This is a genomic window from Geomesophilobacter sediminis, from assembly GCF_016458275.1.
In the GTDB taxonomy this organism is placed as follows: Bacteria; Desulfobacterota; Desulfuromonadia; order Geobacterales; family Geobacteraceae; genus Geomesophilobacter; species Geomesophilobacter sediminis.
On the sequence record NZ_JAEMHM010000005.1, the window covers coordinates 39,634 to 56,765 of the forward strand.

16 protein-coding genes and 1 tRNA gene are annotated in these 17,132 nt (G+C 61.2%); 14 read left to right on the plus strand and 3 right to left on the minus strand.

The features are described 5' to 3' along the window. Positions 1–223 precede the first annotated feature (223 nt). Complete coding sequence (locus JFN93_RS06880; RefSeq protein WP_199383274.1) at positions 224–1,471, plus strand: molybdopterin molybdotransferase MoeA; 1,248 nt, start codon at positions 224–226, stop codon at positions 1,469–1,471. A gap of 287 nt (positions 1,472–1,758) precedes the next feature. Beyond that, positions 1,759–2,763 (plus strand): phosphate acetyltransferase, encoded by a 1,005-nt coding sequence (pta, locus tag JFN93_RS06885; RefSeq protein WP_199383275.1) that lies wholly within the window; start codon positions 1,759–1,761, stop codon positions 2,761–2,763. A 365-nt stretch (positions 2,764–3,128) separates the two neighbouring features. Here the strand turns inward: pta and JFN93_RS06890 are convergent, their stop codons facing one another. Then, on the minus strand, positions 3,129–4,394 hold the full coding sequence (locus tag JFN93_RS06890) for an acetate kinase (protein ID WP_199383276.1): 1,266 nt from the start codon (positions 4,392–4,394) through the stop codon (positions 3,129–3,131). 240 nt (positions 4,395–4,634) lie between these two features. Between JFN93_RS06890 and JFN93_RS06895 the strand changes: the two genes are divergently transcribed. After that, positions 4,635–4,802, plus strand: coding sequence for a DUF362 domain-containing protein (locus JFN93_RS06895; protein ID WP_199383277.1), 168 nt, complete (start codon positions 4,635–4,637; stop codon positions 4,800–4,802). A 247-nt stretch (positions 4,803–5,049) separates the two neighbouring features. Here the strand turns inward: JFN93_RS06895 and JFN93_RS06900 are convergent, their stop codons facing one another. Both JFN93_RS06900 and hpt read right to left on the minus strand, forming a co-directional pair. Beyond that, a complete protein-coding gene (locus JFN93_RS06900; RefSeq protein ID WP_199383278.1) occupies positions 5,050–7,050 on the minus strand; it encodes a DUF3426 domain-containing protein in 2,001 nt (666 codons plus the stop codon). Beyond that, a complete protein-coding gene (gene hpt, locus JFN93_RS06905) occupies positions 7,047–7,607 on the minus strand; it encodes a hypoxanthine phosphoribosyltransferase (protein WP_199383279.1) in 561 nt (186 codons plus the stop codon). Before hpt ends, JFN93_RS06900 begins: the two co-directional genes overlap by 4 nt. 125 nt (positions 7,608–7,732) lie before the next feature. Between hpt and JFN93_RS06910 the strand changes: the two genes are divergently transcribed. From JFN93_RS06910 to JFN93_RS06960, 11 genes are all read left to right on the plus strand, one after another. Further along, the gene (locus JFN93_RS06910) at positions 7,733–8,425 is read left to right on the plus strand and encodes a DUF1573 domain-containing protein (protein WP_199383280.1); all 693 of its coding nucleotides are present in this window, start codon (positions 7,733–7,735) and stop codon (positions 8,423–8,425) included. 261 nt (positions 8,426–8,686) lie between these two features. Then, positions 8,687–8,763: transfer RNA gene (locus tag JFN93_RS06915), tRNA-Arg, on the plus strand. A gap of 187 nt (positions 8,764–8,950) precedes the next feature. Further along, on the plus strand, positions 8,951–9,418 hold the full coding sequence (locus tag JFN93_RS06920) for a hypothetical protein (protein WP_199383281.1): 468 nt from the start codon (positions 8,951–8,953) through the stop codon (positions 9,416–9,418). A 7-nt stretch (positions 9,419–9,425) separates the two neighbouring features. After that, entirely contained in the window at positions 9,426–9,587 is a 162-nt protein-coding gene (locus JFN93_RS06925; RefSeq protein WP_199383282.1) for a hypothetical protein, read from the plus strand. Between the two features lie 1,021 nt (positions 9,588–10,608). Beyond that, positions 10,609–11,283, plus strand: coding sequence for a hydrolase (locus JFN93_RS06930; RefSeq protein ID WP_199383283.1), 675 nt, complete (start codon positions 10,609–10,611; stop codon positions 11,281–11,283). A 113-nt stretch (positions 11,284–11,396) separates the two neighbouring features. Next, positions 11,397–11,975, plus strand: a complete 579-nt coding sequence (locus tag JFN93_RS06935; RefSeq protein ID WP_199383284.1) for an antibiotic biosynthesis monooxygenase — start codon at positions 11,397–11,399, stop codon at positions 11,973–11,975. 2 nt (positions 11,976–11,977) lie between these two features. Further along, on the plus strand, positions 11,978–13,798 hold the full coding sequence (locus JFN93_RS06940; RefSeq protein ID WP_199383285.1) for an amidohydrolase: 1,821 nt from the start codon (positions 11,978–11,980) through the stop codon (positions 13,796–13,798). Positions 13,799–14,209: 411 nt separating this feature from the next. After that, positions 14,210–14,290 carry a hypothetical protein gene (locus JFN93_RS26205; protein ID WP_328753649.1) on the plus strand — a complete coding sequence of 27 codons (81 nt, stop codon included), beginning with the start codon at positions 14,210–14,212 and terminating at the stop codon, positions 14,288–14,290. Between the two features lie 57 nt (positions 14,291–14,347). Further along, positions 14,348–15,760, plus strand: coding sequence for an alginate export family protein (locus JFN93_RS06950; RefSeq protein ID WP_199383286.1), 1,413 nt, complete (start codon positions 14,348–14,350; stop codon positions 15,758–15,760). Positions 15,761–15,995: 235 nt separating this feature from the next. Then, the gene (locus JFN93_RS06955) at positions 15,996–16,151 is read left to right on the plus strand and encodes a hypothetical protein (RefSeq protein WP_199383287.1); all 156 of its coding nucleotides are present in this window, start codon (positions 15,996–15,998) and stop codon (positions 16,149–16,151) included. 146 nt (positions 16,152–16,297) lie between these two features. After that, on the plus strand, positions 16,298–16,780 hold the full coding sequence (locus JFN93_RS06960; protein ID WP_199383288.1) for a DoxX family protein: 483 nt from the start codon (positions 16,298–16,300) through the stop codon (positions 16,778–16,780). The last annotated feature ends 352 nt before the right edge of the window (positions 16,781–17,132 follow it).

The window sequence follows — 17,132 nt, forward strand, 5'->3', positions numbered from 1 at the left end:
GGGCGTCGGAACGCGGCTGGCAACGAGGTGGGGGATCGGTCCCCGAAATCGGCAACTTACCCCCATCCTCACCCCGACCCTCTCCTTGAAGGAGAGGGAGGTAATGGTCCTGCTGAAGATTGACGCCCACGCGTTGTTCATTCCTCGTTGTCCGCTTGCGCCCTTTTCAACCAGCGATGATCGTGCTATTCATCGATGATCAACCGAACGGGAGGAATTGCCGATGCTGACCTACGCACAGGCGCGCAGCGCCATCCTGGAGAGGATCGTACCGCTCGGGACCGAAAAGGTGCCGCTGCTCGAGGCGGTGGGCCGGGTGGTGTCGGCCGACATCGAAGCCCCCTGGGACCTCCCCGGCAGTAATAATTCCGCCATGGACGGCTTCGCCGTGCGCGCCGCCGAATGCGCCCCCGACCGCTGGCTCAAAATCACCGACTACATCCCCGCCGGCACCGCTTCCGACAGCGCCGTCCCTCCCGGCGGCGCGGCCCGCATCATGACCGGGGCCCCGCTCCCTCCCGGCGCGGACTCGGTGGTGCCGCTGGAGGAGACCGAGGAGCGCTCCGGAGAGGTCCGGATGCAGAAACCGGTCCCGGCCGGAAACCACGTCCGCATCCGTGGCGAGGACGTTGCCCGCGGGGAGACCGTGGTCCCGGCCGGGACGGTGGTGCTTCCCCCGCAGGTGAGCATGCTCGCCTCCTGCGGCATCGCCCTGGTACCGGTGTACCGCAAGCCCCGGGTGGCGATCCTATCCACCGGCGACGAACTGGTGGAGCTGGGCACCACGCCCGGCCGGGGCGAGATCGTCAACAGCAACGCCTACGCCATCGCGGCCGCCGTCAAACTTTGCGGCGCCGAGCCGGTTTTGATCGGGACCGCCCGGGACGACGCGCAAAGCCACCGGGCGCTGATCCGGGAGGGGCTCAAGGCGGACGTCCTGGTCACCTCGGCCGGGGTTTCGGCGGGAGACCGGGACCTGGTGCGCGAGACCCTCGCCGAACTCGGCGTCTCCGAGGTCTTCTGGAAGGTGCTGATGAAACCGGGAAGTCCGACCGCCTTCGCCCTTTACGGCACCACTCCGGTCTTCTCGCTCCCGGGCAACCCGGTCGCGACCATGATCACCTTCGAGGAGTTCGTGGCCCCCTCCCTGCTCAAGATGATGGGGCAGCGCCGCATCCTGCGCCGGACGGTGCGCGGCGTGCTCCGTGAGGAGGCCCGCAAGAAGGAGGGAAACCTCCATTTCCTCCGGGTCCGGGTCGAACAGGAAGGCGACCGCTACCTCGCCACCAGTTCCGGAGACCAGAAGACCGGCATCCTCAAGACCCTCCTGGGCTGCAACGCCCTGGCCCTGCTCCCGGAGGGGAGTTCCCGCTGCCCGGCGGGTACCGAGGTCGACCTGCACCTGATCGACGACTCCCTGCTGCGAGTCGAGGAAGCGGAACCGGATGGAACCGGCGCGTCCCCGCTTTGAACGATCCGGAGCGCCGGGAGCATAAAACGATTTTTCTGCCCCCCCGCCGATCCGCGCCGGGTTTACCCTCCCCCGTCTCGCGGCCCAAACGCTTTGGTGGATCAACCGGACACTTTGTGATAGGTTTCGCGCCGTTGCCGATCTACCAGAAGAGCGGTTTTTTCCCGTCCACCCCCTGGGGACCGGCCCGGAGGGGCGGCTTTTTTGTTGACCGGAAGTCCCTTGCTGGGTTATAAAACCGAACGCAGTTTGTTTTTACAACACACTTTTTTCATAGGGAGGAAATCATGCCGTTGGTGGAGTCGATCAAGGAAAAGGCGCGCAAAAATCTCCAGACCATCGTGCTTCCGGAGAGTTACGACGAGCGGATGCTCTTCGCGGCGCAGAGCATCGTGGAGCAGGGTCTGGCCAAGGTGGTCCTTCTGGGCAACCCGACCACGGTCAAGGCTGCGGCCGAGGCCAAAGGGGTCAATCTCGCCGGCGTCCAGATCGTCGAGCCGGCCGCCTCGCCGGACCTGCCGCGCTACGTCGAAAAGCTCGTTGAGCTGCGCAAGAGCAAAGGTCTCACCGCCGAGCAGGCACGCGCCCTCCTCACCGCTTCCGACAACCTCTACTTCGCCGGCATGATGGTCCGCGAAGGTGACGCCGCCGGCGAAGTTGCCGGGGCGACCGGGACCACCGGCGACGTTTTGCGCGCCGCTTTCCAGACCGTCGGCCCCGCCAAGGGGATCAAGACCGTTTCCTCCTTCTTCCTGATGGCCACCCAGACCCCCAACTTCGGGGAAAACGGCGTCATCCTCTTCGCCGACTGTGCGGTCAACCCGAACCCGGACGCCCAGGCCCTCGCCGAGATCGCCCTGGCCACCGCGCAAAACTGCAAGGCGTTTCTCGACGTCCCGGCCCGCGTCGCCCTCCTCTCCTTCTCCACCAAGGGAAGCGCCTCCCATCCGGATGCCGACAAGGTGCTCAACGCCCTGGGGATCCTGAAGGGGCTCGCCCCCGAACTTTCCGTGGACGGCGAACTGCAGGCGGACGCCGCGCTCATCCCGGCGGTCGGCGGCAAGAAGGCCCCGGGGAGCGATGTCGCCGGCAAGGCGAACGTCCTGGTCTTCCCGGACCTCGATGCCGGCAACATCGCCTACAAGCTCGTCGAGCGCCTGGCCGGCGCCAAGGCGATCGGCCCGGTGATCCAGGGGCTCGCCAAGCCGGTCAACGACCTTTCCCGCGGCTGCTCCGTGCAGGACATCATCGACGTCACCGCGATCACCGCAGTCCAGGCCCAGGGGCTGTAGCCCCACTTCGCGGCATCGCATTCGGTTCACAACGAAGGGCCGGCGGAAATTCCACCGGCCCTTTTCTTTATTGCGCCTTAGATCCAGGCGACTGACCATGCCACCCCAGTGCAGGCGTCGCTGTCCCCAAAGGTCCGGTGAAGTCCCCCTCTGCGAAGGGGGATTTTGGGGGACTTGCCGCTTGAGGTTGTGACGTTACGAAAGTCCTGAGAACCTCAGAACCAAATTCCCCCACCCCCCTTTGCCAAAGTGGTCATAGGATGAACCTTTGAAAATTCACCAAAGCAAAAGGCCGGCGGGGATCACCCCGCCGGCCTTTTTCATTGTTGCCAGCCGCGCCGCATCGTTCCCGCGGGCCGGCCTCCCTAGCTGCGCACGAAGTCGCGGCGGGAGAAGCTGTACTCGAAGTGCATGTGATCGGTGTAGCTCCCGTCGAGGATGGCGGCCACGTCTTCGGTGAAGACCAGTTCCTCGTCGGTCGGGATGACGTACACCTTGATCGGGGAATCGTCGGTGGTGATCAGGCTCTCCCGCTTGCGGGTCATGGCGCCGCGGTTGCGCTCCTTGTCCAGGTGGATCCCGAGGTGCTCCAGCCCCTCCAGGGCGCGCTCCCGGATCGGAGCCCCCATCTCGCCGACGCCGGCGGTGAAGACCACCGCGTCCAGACGGCCGATGATCGCCAGGTAGGAGCCGATGTACTTCTTGAGCCGGTAGGCCTCGATGTCCAGCGCCAGGCCGCAGAGCCGGTCCCCCTTGGCGGCGTTCTCGATCACGTCGCGCCGGTCGGTGAAGCGCCCGGTGATCCCGATGACGCCGCTTTTCTTGTTGAGGATGGAGTCGATCTCCTTGGCGGAGAGGTTCTCCTTCTGCATCATGAAGGCGGGGATGGCCGGGTCGATGTCGCCGCAGCGGGTGCCCATCATCGCGCCTTCCAGCGGGGTGAGCCCCATGCTGGTATCGACGGAGATGCCGCCGCGGATGGCGCAGTGGGAAACCCCGTTTCCGATGTGCATGGTGATCGCGTTGGTTTCCGAGGCGGGTTTGCCGAGGATCGCGGCGATCCGCTTGGAAACGTAGAGGTGCGAGGTGCCGTGGAAGCCGTAGCGGCGAACGCCGTAGCGCTCGTACCACTCGAAGGGAAGCGGATAGAGAAACGCGTGCTCCGGCATGGTCTGATGGAACGCGGTATCGAAGATCGCGATCTGGGGCACGCCCGGGAGGACGGCCATGGCGCCTTCGATGCCGGCGATGTTGGGGGGGTTGTGCAACGGCGCGAGGTGCTGCACCTCGGTGACCGCCTCGAGAACGTCCGCGTCGATGAGCACCGACTTGGTGAAGCGCTCGCCGCCGTGAACGACGCGGTGCCCCACCGCGGAGACCTGCTTGATGTCCTCCAAAACGCCATGATTGGGGTCGGTGAGGGTGCGCAGGATCAGGTCAACCGCAGTCTTGTGATCCGGACACTCCGACTCCTCACGATAGGTTTCCCGGCCGGGGACCTCGTGCAGGATGAAGGAATCGCCGATCACGACCCTTTCGACCATCCCTTTGGCCACGACGACCTTTTTTTCCCAGTCGAACAACTGGTATTTGACCGAGGAACTTCCGCAGTTAAGGGCGAGGATATTCATCAGATAAAAAACCCTCCATGAGTATGTATTTCAAGGCAGTTTCAGGTAATGGCAGTACGACAGGATCTTTTGTCGGCTTTAAAACCTTTTTTTATAATACAGGAGACGCTCTGACAGTTCAAGGTTTTTCTCCATCTAAGCACCAGATAAAACGGGAGGTTTATGGTGGACTTTTTTCCCACGGTATGGTAGCTTCGGACGGGATTTGAACCCACAGCAACCGACAAGGAGGTGAATATCTTGGCACACACCATTACCGACGAGTGCATTAACTGCGCGGCATGCGAGGATTCCTGCCCGGTCAACGCGATCAGCGAGCAGGGCGACAAGCGCGTCATCGCTGCAGATACCTGCATTGACTGCGGGGCATGCGTTGACACCTGCCCGGTGAACGCTATCCACGCCTAATCAGGTCTTCCATGCAATGCCAGGCCTGCAGCCGCCCCGTGCGCCTGCAGGCCTTCCTTTTTCTCCCCCGGAAAACCCCTCTCTCCCCCATCGCTTCCTTTCCTTTTCAAACAGCAGCTCAATATTACGATTACGCTTCCGTAAGCGGGAAGCTGGTACGCCGCTTTCGCACCAGCCGACCAAACGCAGAAAGGCCGGCGTTCTAGCGCCGGCCTTTCTGCGTTGCAGGTAGCGGTGCCCCGGGGGATCAGGGACTGGAGACGGTGGAACCGATCGACTCGACGCCGAAGTCGGCCGCCTCCTTGGGTACGTTGGCGATCGCCACGACAAACGGGATGCTCTTGCCCGGCTGCACCCCCATGTTGGACAGCGAATCACCGAACTGGTTGTTCATGATCGAGTCGATCTTGGCGATCGGCAGGGTCGCGAGCTGGTCGTCGGTGAGCTTGTTGCCGCAGTACGCCGTTTTCTGGAGGATCGGCTTGCCGGCCTTGTCGTACAGGGTCACCTTGATGTGGATCGAGGCGCGCGCTTTCTTGAAGGAATTCACCGCCTGGCCGGTCACCACGAAAAGCTCACCCGCGTCCTTGTTCTGATGGAAGGACGCCTGGGCGTTGCGAATGGCGATCTTGCCTTCCTCGGGGCTCTCCATGCCGAACCACGTGGCGACGAAGCCGAGACCGACCTTGTCGAAGGCCGCCGGGCCGTTCTGCATCAGGTATAAACCGGCGCCGCTCAGGGCAACGACCGCCACCACGGAGATGGTGACCAGCGACACGGTGAGCACGGAGCGTCCTTTGCGCCGCGGGGAGACCGGGAACGGCGGGACCTCGTCGAGCTCCGGTTCGCCGGCAGCGGCAAGCGGGCCGGGCTCGGCCGGAGCCGCCACGCCGGGAGCCGACTCCGGCTTCAGGAAGGACGGGAACGCGGCAGTTGCCTCTTTGCCCGCGTCTTTTTTGAAAAGGTCCTGGTCGAAGGAGAAATCGCCGAAATCGAGCGACTCGCCGCCCGGTGGTGCCGGCTGGGGGGGCACCGGTGCCGCGGCCTCAACGGCGGGCGCGCCTTCGGTGGCAGGTGCTGCCGCCGGGGGAGTTTCCAGGGCGAACTCGCCGAAGTCGAGGACCGATTCCGAAGCGGCGGGGGACTTCGCCGCCGGCTCCTCGAAGGAAAAGTCAAAATCGGAGGTCGAAGCGGCCGGCTCGGCCGCCGGAGCGGGAGGGGTCTCGAAGGAAAGCTCGCCGAAATCGAGCACCGATTCGGCAGCGGCCGGGGTCGTGGGGACCGGCTCTTCGAAGCTGAATTCGGTCGGCCCCGAGACGGGTGATTCCGCCGGCGCTACCGCGGGAGCCGGTTCCTCGAAGGACAAGGAGCCGAAATCGAGCGGCTCGCCCGAGGTCGCCGGCTCGGTCGGCAGGGCCGGGGGCTCCTCCTCGAAGGAGAACTCCTGGAAGCCGGCGGCGGTCTCCGTGCCGGCCTGCGGGGTGGCGCCGAGGGTCGGTGCGCCCTCGAAGGAGAGCTCGCCGAAGTCCAGGGCCTCGGTCGGGGCCGCAGCCGGAGCGGCCGGTGCCTCGTGAGCGGCCGGCTCCTCGAAGCTGAACTCCTGGTAACCGAATCCGCCGGTCTCTGCCTCGGGGGCCGGGGCTTCCGGTGCGGCCGGTGCCTGCTCTTCGAAACTGAACTCGGAGAAGTCGACGGTGGTTTCGACGGCAGTCGGCGCCGCGGCCTCGGCCGGCGAGGCGGGCTCCTCGAAAGAGAAGGCTCCGAAATCGACCTCCGCCTCGGTGGTGGCGGCTGCGGACGCGGCGGCCGGTTCCTCGAAGGAAAACTCGCCAAACGGGGGCGGTTCCTCGACGGAAGCGGCGGCGCTCTCCGGCGCGGCTGCCTCGAAGGGGGCAAAGGCATCCAGTCCGGCCGGCTCGGCCGCTACGGCGGCCGGGGTTTCTGCGCAAGGCTCTTCGCCGAACCCGGCGAACTCCTCGGAAGCGGGGGGCTCCTCGGCGGGCGGTGCGAAGCCAGGCTCGGCTGCGGGAACCGAAGTTGCGGCGGGCGCGGCCGGTTCCGGCACCTGCGGCGCAGGGGCCCCCAGGCCGGAAAGAACGGCGTCGAACTCCGACTCGTCGTGGGTCGTTTCCACGCCGGCGAGAAAGACGTGGCGGCACTTGGAGCAGCGGACCTTCACCCCGCCCGGCTTCAATTTGGAGTCGTCCAGCCGAAACCTGGTTTTGCACTGTTCACATTGGAGAATCATTCAACCCCTCCGGGAGTTTGCCGTACCTCGTAGATGTTGGAAAGCTCCCGCATCTGCTCGTCGAGATCCAGTCCGTATCCCACCAAAAAGCCGCCTTCGCAGGCGATGCCGACGTACTTCGGCTCCACCTCCGCCTGGCGGCGTTCCTTCTTGTCGATCAGGGTGCAGATGTTGAGGCTTTCCGGCCCCCGCTGCTGCAACAGGTCCATCAGCCTGGTGAGGGTGAGACCGGTATCGACGATGTCTTCCAGCACCAGGACGTGACGTCCGGCAATGTCGGCGGCGAGATCCTTCTCGATCGCCACGGTGCCGGTGGTCGAGGTGCCTGCGTAGCTGGAGAGCGTAACATAGTCGAGCTCTACCGGGACCTTCAGCTCCCGGACCAGGTCCGCGGCAAAGAAGAAGGCACCTTTCAGGACCACCACGATCAAAAGCGATTGCCCCTGAAAATCAGACGATATCTCCGCAGCAAGCCGGGCAATCTCGGCGTTGATGCGATCCTTCGAATAGCGCAGCTGCAGGTCGAATCCTCGATCCAGCCACAATTGACGTTCCATTAATTAACTCCGAGCCTCTCTATAACAGATACCATTGGTACTGTCAAATGATTCTGGCCAGCGTAAGGCCTTTATGATATAACCATAAAATGTTTTTGTTAGCAACGAATTAAGGGGTGGACATTATGAAACCGCGTACGATATTGCTGAGCTTGATGAGCTACCTCGCAGTCACTGCTACAGCCATTGCCGCTCCGGAGTACAGCGTCGACCACGGGAGTTACAATTTCGGCACCGTTACTCAGGGGAAGAAAGTGCAACACAGCTTCACGATAAAGAACAACGGCGACGCCACGCTGCAGATCAAACAACTCACCGCCTCTTGTGGGTGCACCGCGGCCACCCCCTCCGCTTCCAGCATCGCTCCCGGCAAGAGCGCGGAAATAAAGGTGGTTTTCGATTCGACCAACTTCTCCGGCAAGGTGCAAAAGACGGTGGCGATGACCACCAATGCGGGGAAGAACCCCAACTATACCTTCACCATGGAAGGGATCGTTGCCGAAGAACTGCAGGCCACCCCGCGCCAGATCAGCCTGGGAACCATGAAGGCCGGGGTTCCGCGCGAGGTGACGGTCACCGTGCGTAACAACGGCTCGACCATGCACCGGCTGATCTCCGCGACGGCGAACTCGAACTCCCTGCAGATCACCCCGAAGATCCCGAAGCAGAACATCAAGCCGGGCGAGAGCGGCACCGTCGAATTGACCATCGCCTCCCGATCCGAGGCGCGCATTTTGAGCGGGTACCTGCACATCGTGACCGACAACCCGCAGAAAAAAGAGATCACCATCCCGATCTACGGCTCCGCCGCGAAGTAGCGGCTTTCCTCCCCCACCGTTATGGCTGCGACCCTGACCTCCCCCCTTTGACCAAGGGAGGCTGGGGGGGATTTGCTTTTGAGGTTCTACCTGGGGTGGCACCGAGCCAGGTCCGTTTTCCGGTCCCAGCGGGGAGCAGGAAAAGGGGCCACCGCAAATGAACTTATCCATCAGCACGTCCGGAGGGGTGCCGGCAAGCGCCGCCGGGCAGCAAATTAAGGCTTGAGTTGCCCAGAGAAATAGTGTACAAAGTTTGCTTCTGGGCGGTTAGCTCAGTTGGATAGAGTACAGGCCTCCGAAGCCTGGGGTCGTGGGTTCGAATCCCATGCCGCCCGCCAGAATCAGAGCCGCATAGAAACGGGAAAGCCGTTTTTATGCGGCTTTTTTTCGTCCTACGTTTCCGCCTATGCGCACCATTACGGTTCTTGCCACACGGAAATTTTGAGATAGCCTATCGTATCCTTTGTCCAGCAGACCCCACCGAGCATGGTGGACATGCATCAACCAAAGGAGGTGATATCTGACATGGCTGCTCCAGCGGTACCTTTTTACGGGAAGGACGCGGACCGGCTCGCGATGCTGACCATCGCCTTCAACGCCTTGGCACAGCGCGAGGATATCCTCAATACCTGGCCGGCAACGGTGCCCCATCCCAAGAAATTCAAGGAGAAGATCGACATCTACCAGGGGGCCTTCCATGAAGCCCTCAACTTCGACCGCAGGGCCATCGCCCAGCGGGTCGCTGCCTGTAACAACGCCGGTGTCACGTGGCAGAAGATCGTGAACTATTTGTGTTCCACCGAAGCCGACAACACCGAGCTGCTGCAACAGATGGGGATTGGTTCCAGATCGCGCCGCAGTACCGGCGGCCCGGTGGAAGTGGGCGCTCCCGACCTCAGTGTGGTCAACGTCGACGAAAAGGGGGGTGGTACGGGCCTCCTGCTCCCGGGACCGGCGGCGCTACACGTACTGCATGGAAGTAACCGAAGGTGATCCGAGGATGGATGAGGGGTGGTACCACAAGGGAAGCTTCGCAGACTGCACCGAGATGATCATGTCCGGCTTCCAGTCGGGCAAGCAGTACTCCTTCCGCTGCAGGATCATCGGAAGGGACAACAAGGTGGGCCCCTGGTCCCATATAGTCAGCTTGATGGTAACCTGAGATCGGGAGTTCCCCCCACCTCAGGATCAGCCGTTCAAGAGCCCCGGCAACGATGCGGACCTCGCGGTCCCGTCGTCGTCGGGGCTTTTTTTTTTTAAGGAACCATCGTCCAAACCAAGGTAGCGGCGGTTCTGGGCAGAAACCCGGTGAAGTCCCCTCTTGCGAAGCGTGATTTTAGGCATTCACACGGATCGCCACGAAAACAAAACGGATAACACCTCATCTTTTGGGGTTTGCCCTAAAGCCTGATGAGGTGATACCCGTTCTTTTTGCCGTTATCCGTGTGGAGACACCTTTCCGTCGGTGCAGGTAACGATGCTCCGCCCAAAATCATGCCCCCCTGTCAAAAATGTTCGAGGTACCCTTCCAAACATTTTTGGCCTGAGCTGTTGGAATGAGATCAGGCAAAAAAAGATGCAACGGGCACAGAAATGCATCGGGTCACCTGGAAAAGATTTTCCAGGCGGCAAAAACCTTGAGATCGGTAAAAAAATCCAAACGTAGGGGCAAAAATGCACCGGGTCGTTTCAGATAGATTTCTACCGGGGCAAAAATGCAACTTGCCGCGACAAAAACATTTAGAAGACGCCAATAACTTTTTTAGCCCGCCAGTACGGAAAATGCCCTGGGCAAAAACATTTAAGACCCGGCAAAAACGCACCGAGGGGGGCAAAGTTGTTTGAGAAGGCAGCAAAGCGGAAGGAGAGACGGCAGAGGTGTCGGAGGAGAACGCAAAACAGTTACCAGAGACGGTATGCGAGGTTTCGAAGCGGCAACAGGTTACCCGGCAAAGGATTTACCTCTTTTTCCTAAAGCGCCCTAATTCCCCGGCCGGTCCGCCCCGTCGATCCTCCCTCCCGATCTAACGTGTTGCATTTGGTTATTGCTGACCAACAAAATTCTTCGTTTTACCCGTCCTCGACAAGCGTATCATGAAGCCATGAGGGACCAGCCTCAATACGACAGGTGGCCACGATGCAGACGGCCCCAACGGAAAAATCGGTTTACTTGGAGGTTAAAAATGGCTACGGCTACATTTACCGGTAAAGGCGGACCGAGTCCGCGCCTACTGACTCCTAAGAACTCGATGTTGCTTCTTATCGACCATCAGCCCCAAATGGCATTTGCCTCGCATTCTATCGACATCCAACTCCTTATCAACAACGTGACGGGCCTCGCAAAATCAGCCAAGATTTTCGATGTGCCCGTCGTGCTGACCACGGTGGCCGCGAAGAGTTTCAGCGGTCCAATCTTTGCCCCGGTCCAGGAAGTCTACCCGAGCACAGATCCCATCGACCGCACCACCATGAACTGCTGGGAAGACCCAAAGGTGGTCCAGGCCGTGAGGGCAACGGATCGAAAGAAAATCATCATGGCCGCCTTATGGACCGAGGTCTGCCTCGCCACCGCCTGCCTTTCCGCCCTCGACGACGGCTTCGAGGTCTACATCGTGACTGACGCTTCGGCCGGGGTTACCGCCGAGGCCCATGAAATGGCTATCCAAAGGATGGTCCAGGCGGGTGCCATCCCGACCACCTGGCTGCAGGTGCTTCTGGAATGGCAACGCGACTGGGCGCGCCAGGAGACCTATAACGCGGTGATGAATGTGGCCAAGGAGCACGCCGGTGGTTACGGCTTAGGCATCAACTACGCCAAGACCATGCTGGGTGAGCACGCCAGCGAAGGCGGCAAATAGCCCACGCTCCCTCCCGACAAGGGAAAGGGCCGGACGCCCTTTCCCCCCTCCCCTTCCAAGGACGGGGAGAAGGTCTGGAGGTCGAACCTGCCGTCCCGAGAAGCGGGGACCGTATGGAAAACGTCTCGCAAGCTAAAGGCGCTGAACCTGTCGCGGTGCTGACTCTGCGTACGGTAAAACGGGGGAATGAGGAAAAATTCGAGGCAGCGTTGCACGACTTCATTTCCGAGTCACTCCACTCCGAGGGTCAACTCGGGGTGCACGTAATCCGTCCGCCAACCGGCAGCGACTCCCGGGAATACGGCATCGTGCGCCGCTTTATCAGCAGGGAGGCCCGCGACAATTTCTACCGTTCCGAGTTATTCAAGAAGTGGGAAGAAAAGATTGCCCCCATGACGGAAGGAAGCCCCGTTCGCCAGGAGCTAACGGGGCTTGAAGCGTGGTTCTCCCTTCCGGGCAGAGAGGCAACCGTTACGCCACCTCGCTGGAAAATGGCCCTTGCCACGGTCGTGGGCGTCTATCCGACCAGCATGCTGGTTCCCTGGCTGCTGCAGCCGCTGATCGGGAAGCTCCCCCCCTTGCTGCAGGCCTTTTTCATCGCGGCGGGCATCGTAGTCATCTTGACGTGGGCGGTCATGCCGCTTTTGGTAAAGCTCCTGGAACGGTGGCTGCTCCCACGCGAGGAGGCATGATCATGAACGCACCACACGTGGTTCTACATAACGGAGCGATCACCACCCTGGACGAGAGGCACCCTCAGGTTTCTGCAGTTGCCGTAACCGGGGGCCAGATAACTGCCATAGGAGGAGATGAACTCCTCGCTACCGCGGACGACAAGACGCAAAGGATCGATCTGAAAGGTCGCCGGGTCATTCCCGGACTGAACGATTCTCATCTGCACGTCATTCGAGGCGGCCTCAACTACAACATGGAGCTGCGCTGGGATGGCGTCCCGTCCCTGGCTGAGGCTCTGCAGATGCTGCGGGATCAGGCGCGTCGCACCCCTCCGCCCCAATGGGTGCGGGTGATCGGCGGCTGGACCGAGTTCCAGTTTGCCGAACGGCGTATGCCGACCCTGGACCAGATTAACGAAGCCGCGCCGGATACCCCCGTGTTTGTCCTCCACCTGTACGATCGGGCGCTCCTGAACGCTGCGGCACTGCGCATCATGGGATACAACCGCGACACGCCGAACCCGCCGGCAGGGGAGATCCAGCGCGACAAGGCGGGAAACCCGACCGGACTCCTCATCGCCAGGCCAAACGCCATGATCCTCTACGCGAGCCTTGCGAAGGGGCCGAAGCTTTCGTTCGACGACCAGCTCAACTCCACCCGCCATTTCATGCGCGAACTGAACCGGCTTGGGCTGACCAGCGCCATTGACGCCGGAGGAGGATTCCAGAACTATCCGGACGACTACAAGGTGATCGGGCAGCTTGCTTCCAACCGCCAGATGACCCTGCGGATCGCCTACAACCTCTTCACCCAGCATCCCAAGGGGGAATTCGAGGACTTCACCAACTGGGTGCACTCCGCATCGCCGGGGCAGGGGGACGATTTCTACCGCCTGAACGGCGCCGGCGAGATGCTGATCTTCTCGGCGGCGGATTTCGAGGATTTCCTGGAGCCGCGGCCGGAATTGCCGCGGGAGCTGGAAGGTGAACTCACCCGTGTCATCCGTCTGCTGGCCGAAAACCGCTGGCCGTTCCGCCTCCATGCGACCTACGACGAGTCGATTTCCCGGTTTCTCGACGTGTTCGAAACGGTGAACCGGGAGATTCCGTTCAGCGGCCTGCGCTGGTTCTTCGACCATGCAGAAACCGTCACGCCGCAGAACCTCGAGCGGATCAAATCCTTGGGCGGCGGCATCGCCATCCAGGACCGCATGGCGTTCCAGGGTGAATACTTCAGGGAACGGTACGGCAGGGACGCCGCCGAGCACTCGCCCCCCGTCACCAGAATGCTGGAAATGGGTATTCCGGTAGGCGCCGGCACCGACGCGACCCGGGTATCCAGCTACAACCCGTGGGTTTCCCTGTACTGGCTGGTCACCGGCCGGACCGTCGGTGGGATGCAGCTCTACCCCGAGGCGAACCGTATCGACCGGCTCGCCGCGCTCAGGCTGTACACGGTCGGAAGCAGTTGGTTCTCCGGCGAAGACGGGAAGAAGGGGATGCTCGTTCCCGGCCAGTTTGCCGACCTGGCGGTGCTCTCCTCCGACTACCTGACCGTCCCGGACGAAGAGATCAAGCGGATCGAATCGGTGCTGACCATGGTGGGGGGCCAGATCGTCCACGGCACCGGGGAATTCGGCACCATGGCACCTCCGCTTCCTCCGGTGAGCCCGGATTGGTCGCCGGTAAGCAACTACGGTGGCTATCACGGCGCTGCCAGCACCGCGACGGCAACCAATTCCATGAAAGCGGTATGCTGCAGCCATTCGATCCCCCAAGGGCGATCTCAAAAAACCGCCCCGCTTTGGAGGGGCATCGGCTGCGACTGCTTCGCCTTCTAAACCGGAAAGGGGGGCATGGTGCACCATCCGACCTCCGGTCACCATGCCCCCACCCTCCCTCCCTCCCTCCCCCTCGCCATACCAGGCATTTGCCGATAGCTACTCACCTGGGCCGTCGTTCGCCGGCGCCGGGAGACACCGCAGGCTGGCCGACCGCGCTTAGCCTCGAAGTCTTTTCTTTCGTCTTTTCTTTCGCCCTCCTTGGGACAAGTTTCGGTGCGGAAAACCCGCATGGTGCGCCACCACCGGTGCCAAGCCATCGTGTGGTAGACTCTTACCTTCTCATTGGGCTGTGAAGCACTTGCCCTCTATGAGGATGGTGGCGTGAGCATCACGACGGATGACCGTCCGCTTCGTTTTCTGCAGGTCTCAGGGGAGCCGATCGGAGAACCGGTGGCCTGATACGGCCCAATCGTCATGAATACGCGGGAGGAATTACACGCAGCCTTCGAGGAATACCGGAGGGGTACCTTCATCAAACATGCAGCTTGAGTCAGCTAATTTTTTCCACGTGTTCTATGCACGTGTTGACTGTTTTAGGGAGGGATGATGAAGATTCGTTACTCGATTATCGCGATAATAACTCTGCACTTGTTGCTGAGCGCCCCCCAGCAGGCGATCAGCCTCGAAACCGAGCCCTCCGTCCCCAGCTATAAGCTGAACCGGGCCGACGAGGACTACCGTTACCTGAAGGACGGCACCAGGAGGATCGACTTCTGGGACCCGATCAAGTACCTGCCGTTCAACGACCGGGGTGATTGGTACCTGAGCCTGGGCGGCGAGGCGAGAGAGCGCTACGAATACTTTGACAACTACAACTGGAAGGAACTGCCGCGCGACAACGGTTACGCCCTCCAACGCTTCTTCTTCCACGGCGACGTTCATTTCGGGGCAAACGTCAGGCTGTTTGGCCAGTTCCAGAGCAGCCTTGAGAACGGCCGCAGCGGCGGCCCCCGCCCCTCAATCGACAAGGATGAGCTCGATCTGCACCAGGGATTCCTCGATCTCAGCATGAAACCGGCAGCGGATGCGACCCTCACCCTGCGCTCGGGACGCCAGGAGCTGGCCTACGGGTCGCAGCGCATTATCGCCGTGCGTGAAGGCCCCAACGTGCGGCAGAGCTTTGACGGCTTTCGCCTCATGTACCGCTTGGGCGATCTGGCGGTGGATGGCATAGCCACACGCCCCGTCAAGTCCAACAAGTACACCTTCGACGACGGCACAGATCCCAGCCAGGCGCTCTGGGGGGTGTACTCCGTCTTTCCCCTGCCGCCGGCAACGAAAGGGAAGGCTGATCTCTATTACCTCGGTCTGTACCGCGGCAACGCGGCATTCGACCAGGGGCATGCGAAGGAGACCCGCCACTCGGTGGGAGCCAGGCTCTGGCGGACCGAGAGGCCACTCGACTACAACTTCGAGTTCCTCTACCAATGGGGTAAGTTCGGCGACGGCGACATCAGCGCTTGGACCGTTGCTTCTGATACAGGGTACTCGCCGGCAGAGCTTCCCTTTTCGCCCCGTTTCGCCCTGAAAGTGGACATCGCCAGCGGCGACCAAGATCCCAACAACCACGACCTGCAAACCTTCAACCCGCTTTTCCCCAAGGGTGCCTATTTCAGCGAAGACGGGCTGATCGGTCCGGCAAACTTTATCAACATCAATCCTTCGATCGAACTCCACCTGCCGAAGGACGTGACGCTCACCGCCAACTGGGATTTCTTCTGGCGCGAGAGCATCCACGACGGGATCTACAACAACGCAGTCGTCCTGGTCCGCTCCGGCAAAAACACCTCCGCTCGCTACATCGGCAGTCAGCCGCAGCTGCAGTTCGAGTGGGACGTGCAAAGACACATCACCATCGTGGCCATCTATGCCCACTTCCTGGCCGGCCCTTTCCTGCGCGAATCCGGCCCCGGCGAAGACGTCGATTACGTAACGACTTGGGTGACCTACAAGTTTTGAAACGGCAGTTGCGGTGCAGAGAATCCAGGGGACGTGTTGAGGGGCCAGGGGGACATCCTATAAGATCGTAAGATTCTCTGGGAGAACCTTATTCATTACGGGCGTCCCTCCGTCTCCTCTCCTTAGGGCATTGCCAGTGCCGTGAACGATTGGGGGACCTTGGGGGGGGCGACAACCTCTATGCCCTTGGGGTTGACGCCGATGATGGCGATGTTAGCGCTTCATGGTCTCGATCATGACGCTCAACATCGTCATCTTGACGGCCACCATGGCGACAATGGCGCTTATGATCGTCTACATGGCGCTTATGATCGTCTACATGACCGTCATTACGGTCATCATGACGGTCAGAATGACGATGATGGCGCAATCTGGTAGGGCCGAAATCTAATGAAGGCTGCAGTGGAGGGAACCCCCATCCTCACCCTGTCCGTTGCGATAGGTGGTGGGGCTTTACGGCAGATTAAGAAAAGGAGTACTCTTCTATTATGAAAGGGATGGAGATGTCTGCTGGGGGAGGGTTTAAAGGAGATAGTCATGAGCTCTATGGGAAATCACCTGTATCATGATGTGCTCCACTGGCTCCACATCGAAAAGGGGACCGAGGAGCACGCGGAACAAGCGGTTGCCGGGGCAGTGGTGTTCCTGGGACGGCTGTTTTTCGCATTCATCTTCCTGATGTCGGCTCCGAATCATTTCACCAACAAGGCCATCGAATATGCGTCTGCGCAAGGGGTGCCCTTTGCCTCGATCGCGGTGCCGCTGTCGGGCATCATCGCACTGGCAGGGGGCTTGAGCGTCCTCTTCGGATTCCACGCGAAGGTCGGGGGCTGGCTCCTGGTGCTGTTCCTGCTGCCGGTAACCTTCATGATGCATGCCTTCTGGAAAGTCACCGATCCGGCGATGGAACAGATTCAGATGATCATGTTCCTGAAGAACCTGTCGATGCTGGGGGGAGCACTGCTGATCACGCAGTTCGGGGCGGGGCCATACAGTATTGATGGTAAGCGATCACGGTGAGGACAATGGGAGAGTGGTGCTAAGGGAGCTGTTGCCAAACCCAGGAAAAGGCCATGTTGTTAGCAGCGACATTATTGTCCAGATCGAGTCTCTCTGCGTGAGCCAGGTAGCTTCCTGCCCTGTGGGGAGCGTCTTTCCAGGCGCGAATATCGGCAACGGTTGTTACCGCCTTCGGCGGTTCGCGCCAGGAATGGCGCTCCCACAGAACATAGGTAAATAGAAACGACATTGTTGTCAGGCACATACGGGGCGACTATCGCGGCAGAAATGTCGCTCCTACCGGGTTGCCGCCCTCCCCCACCGACCGGATGGGCGCTTTTTGCAGCTCCTGCCGAGGGGTGGTCGACAAAGC

What these genes read in the sequence shown, in the direction of transcription:
- JFN93_RS06880 (WP_199383274.1), top strand. Translation starts at nt 224, where the DNA reads ATGCTGACCTACGCACAGGCGCGCAGCGCCATCCTGGAGAGGATCGTA.
- pta (WP_199383275.1), top strand. Translation starts at nt 1,759, where the DNA reads ATGCCGTTGGTGGAGTCGATCAAGGAAAAGGCGCGCAAAAATCTCCAG.
- JFN93_RS06890 (WP_199383276.1), bottom strand. Translation starts at nt 4,394, where the DNA reads ATGAATATCCTCGCCCTTAACTGCGGAAGTTCCTCGGTCAAATACCAG.
- JFN93_RS06900 (WP_199383278.1), bottom strand. Translation starts at nt 7,050, where the DNA reads ATGATTCTCCAATGTGAACAGTGCAAAACCAGGTTTCGGCTGGACGAC.
- hpt (WP_199383279.1), bottom strand. Translation starts at nt 7,607, where the DNA reads ATGGAACGTCAATTGTGGCTGGATCGAGGATTCGACCTGCAGCTGCGC.
- JFN93_RS06910 (WP_199383280.1), top strand. Translation starts at nt 7,733, where the DNA reads ATGAAACCGCGTACGATATTGCTGAGCTTGATGAGCTACCTCGCAGTC.
- JFN93_RS06920 (WP_199383281.1), top strand. Translation starts at nt 8,951, where the DNA reads ATGGCTGCTCCAGCGGTACCTTTTTACGGGAAGGACGCGGACCGGCTC.
- JFN93_RS06925 (WP_199383282.1), top strand. Translation starts at nt 9,426, where the DNA reads ATGGATGAGGGGTGGTACCACAAGGGAAGCTTCGCAGACTGCACCGAG.
- JFN93_RS06930 (WP_199383283.1), top strand. Translation starts at nt 10,609, where the DNA reads ATGGCTACGGCTACATTTACCGGTAAAGGCGGACCGAGTCCGCGCCTA.
- JFN93_RS06935 (WP_199383284.1), top strand. Translation starts at nt 11,397, where the DNA reads ATGGAAAACGTCTCGCAAGCTAAAGGCGCTGAACCTGTCGCGGTGCTG.
- JFN93_RS06940 (WP_199383285.1), top strand. Translation starts at nt 11,978, where the DNA reads ATGAACGCACCACACGTGGTTCTACATAACGGAGCGATCACCACCCTG.
- JFN93_RS06950 (WP_199383286.1), top strand. Translation starts at nt 14,348, where the DNA reads ATGAAGATTCGTTACTCGATTATCGCGATAATAACTCTGCACTTGTTG.
- JFN93_RS06955 (WP_199383287.1), top strand. Translation starts at nt 15,996, where the DNA reads ATGACGCTCAACATCGTCATCTTGACGGCCACCATGGCGACAATGGCG.
- JFN93_RS06960 (WP_199383288.1), top strand. Translation starts at nt 16,298, where the DNA reads ATGAGCTCTATGGGAAATCACCTGTATCATGATGTGCTCCACTGGCTC.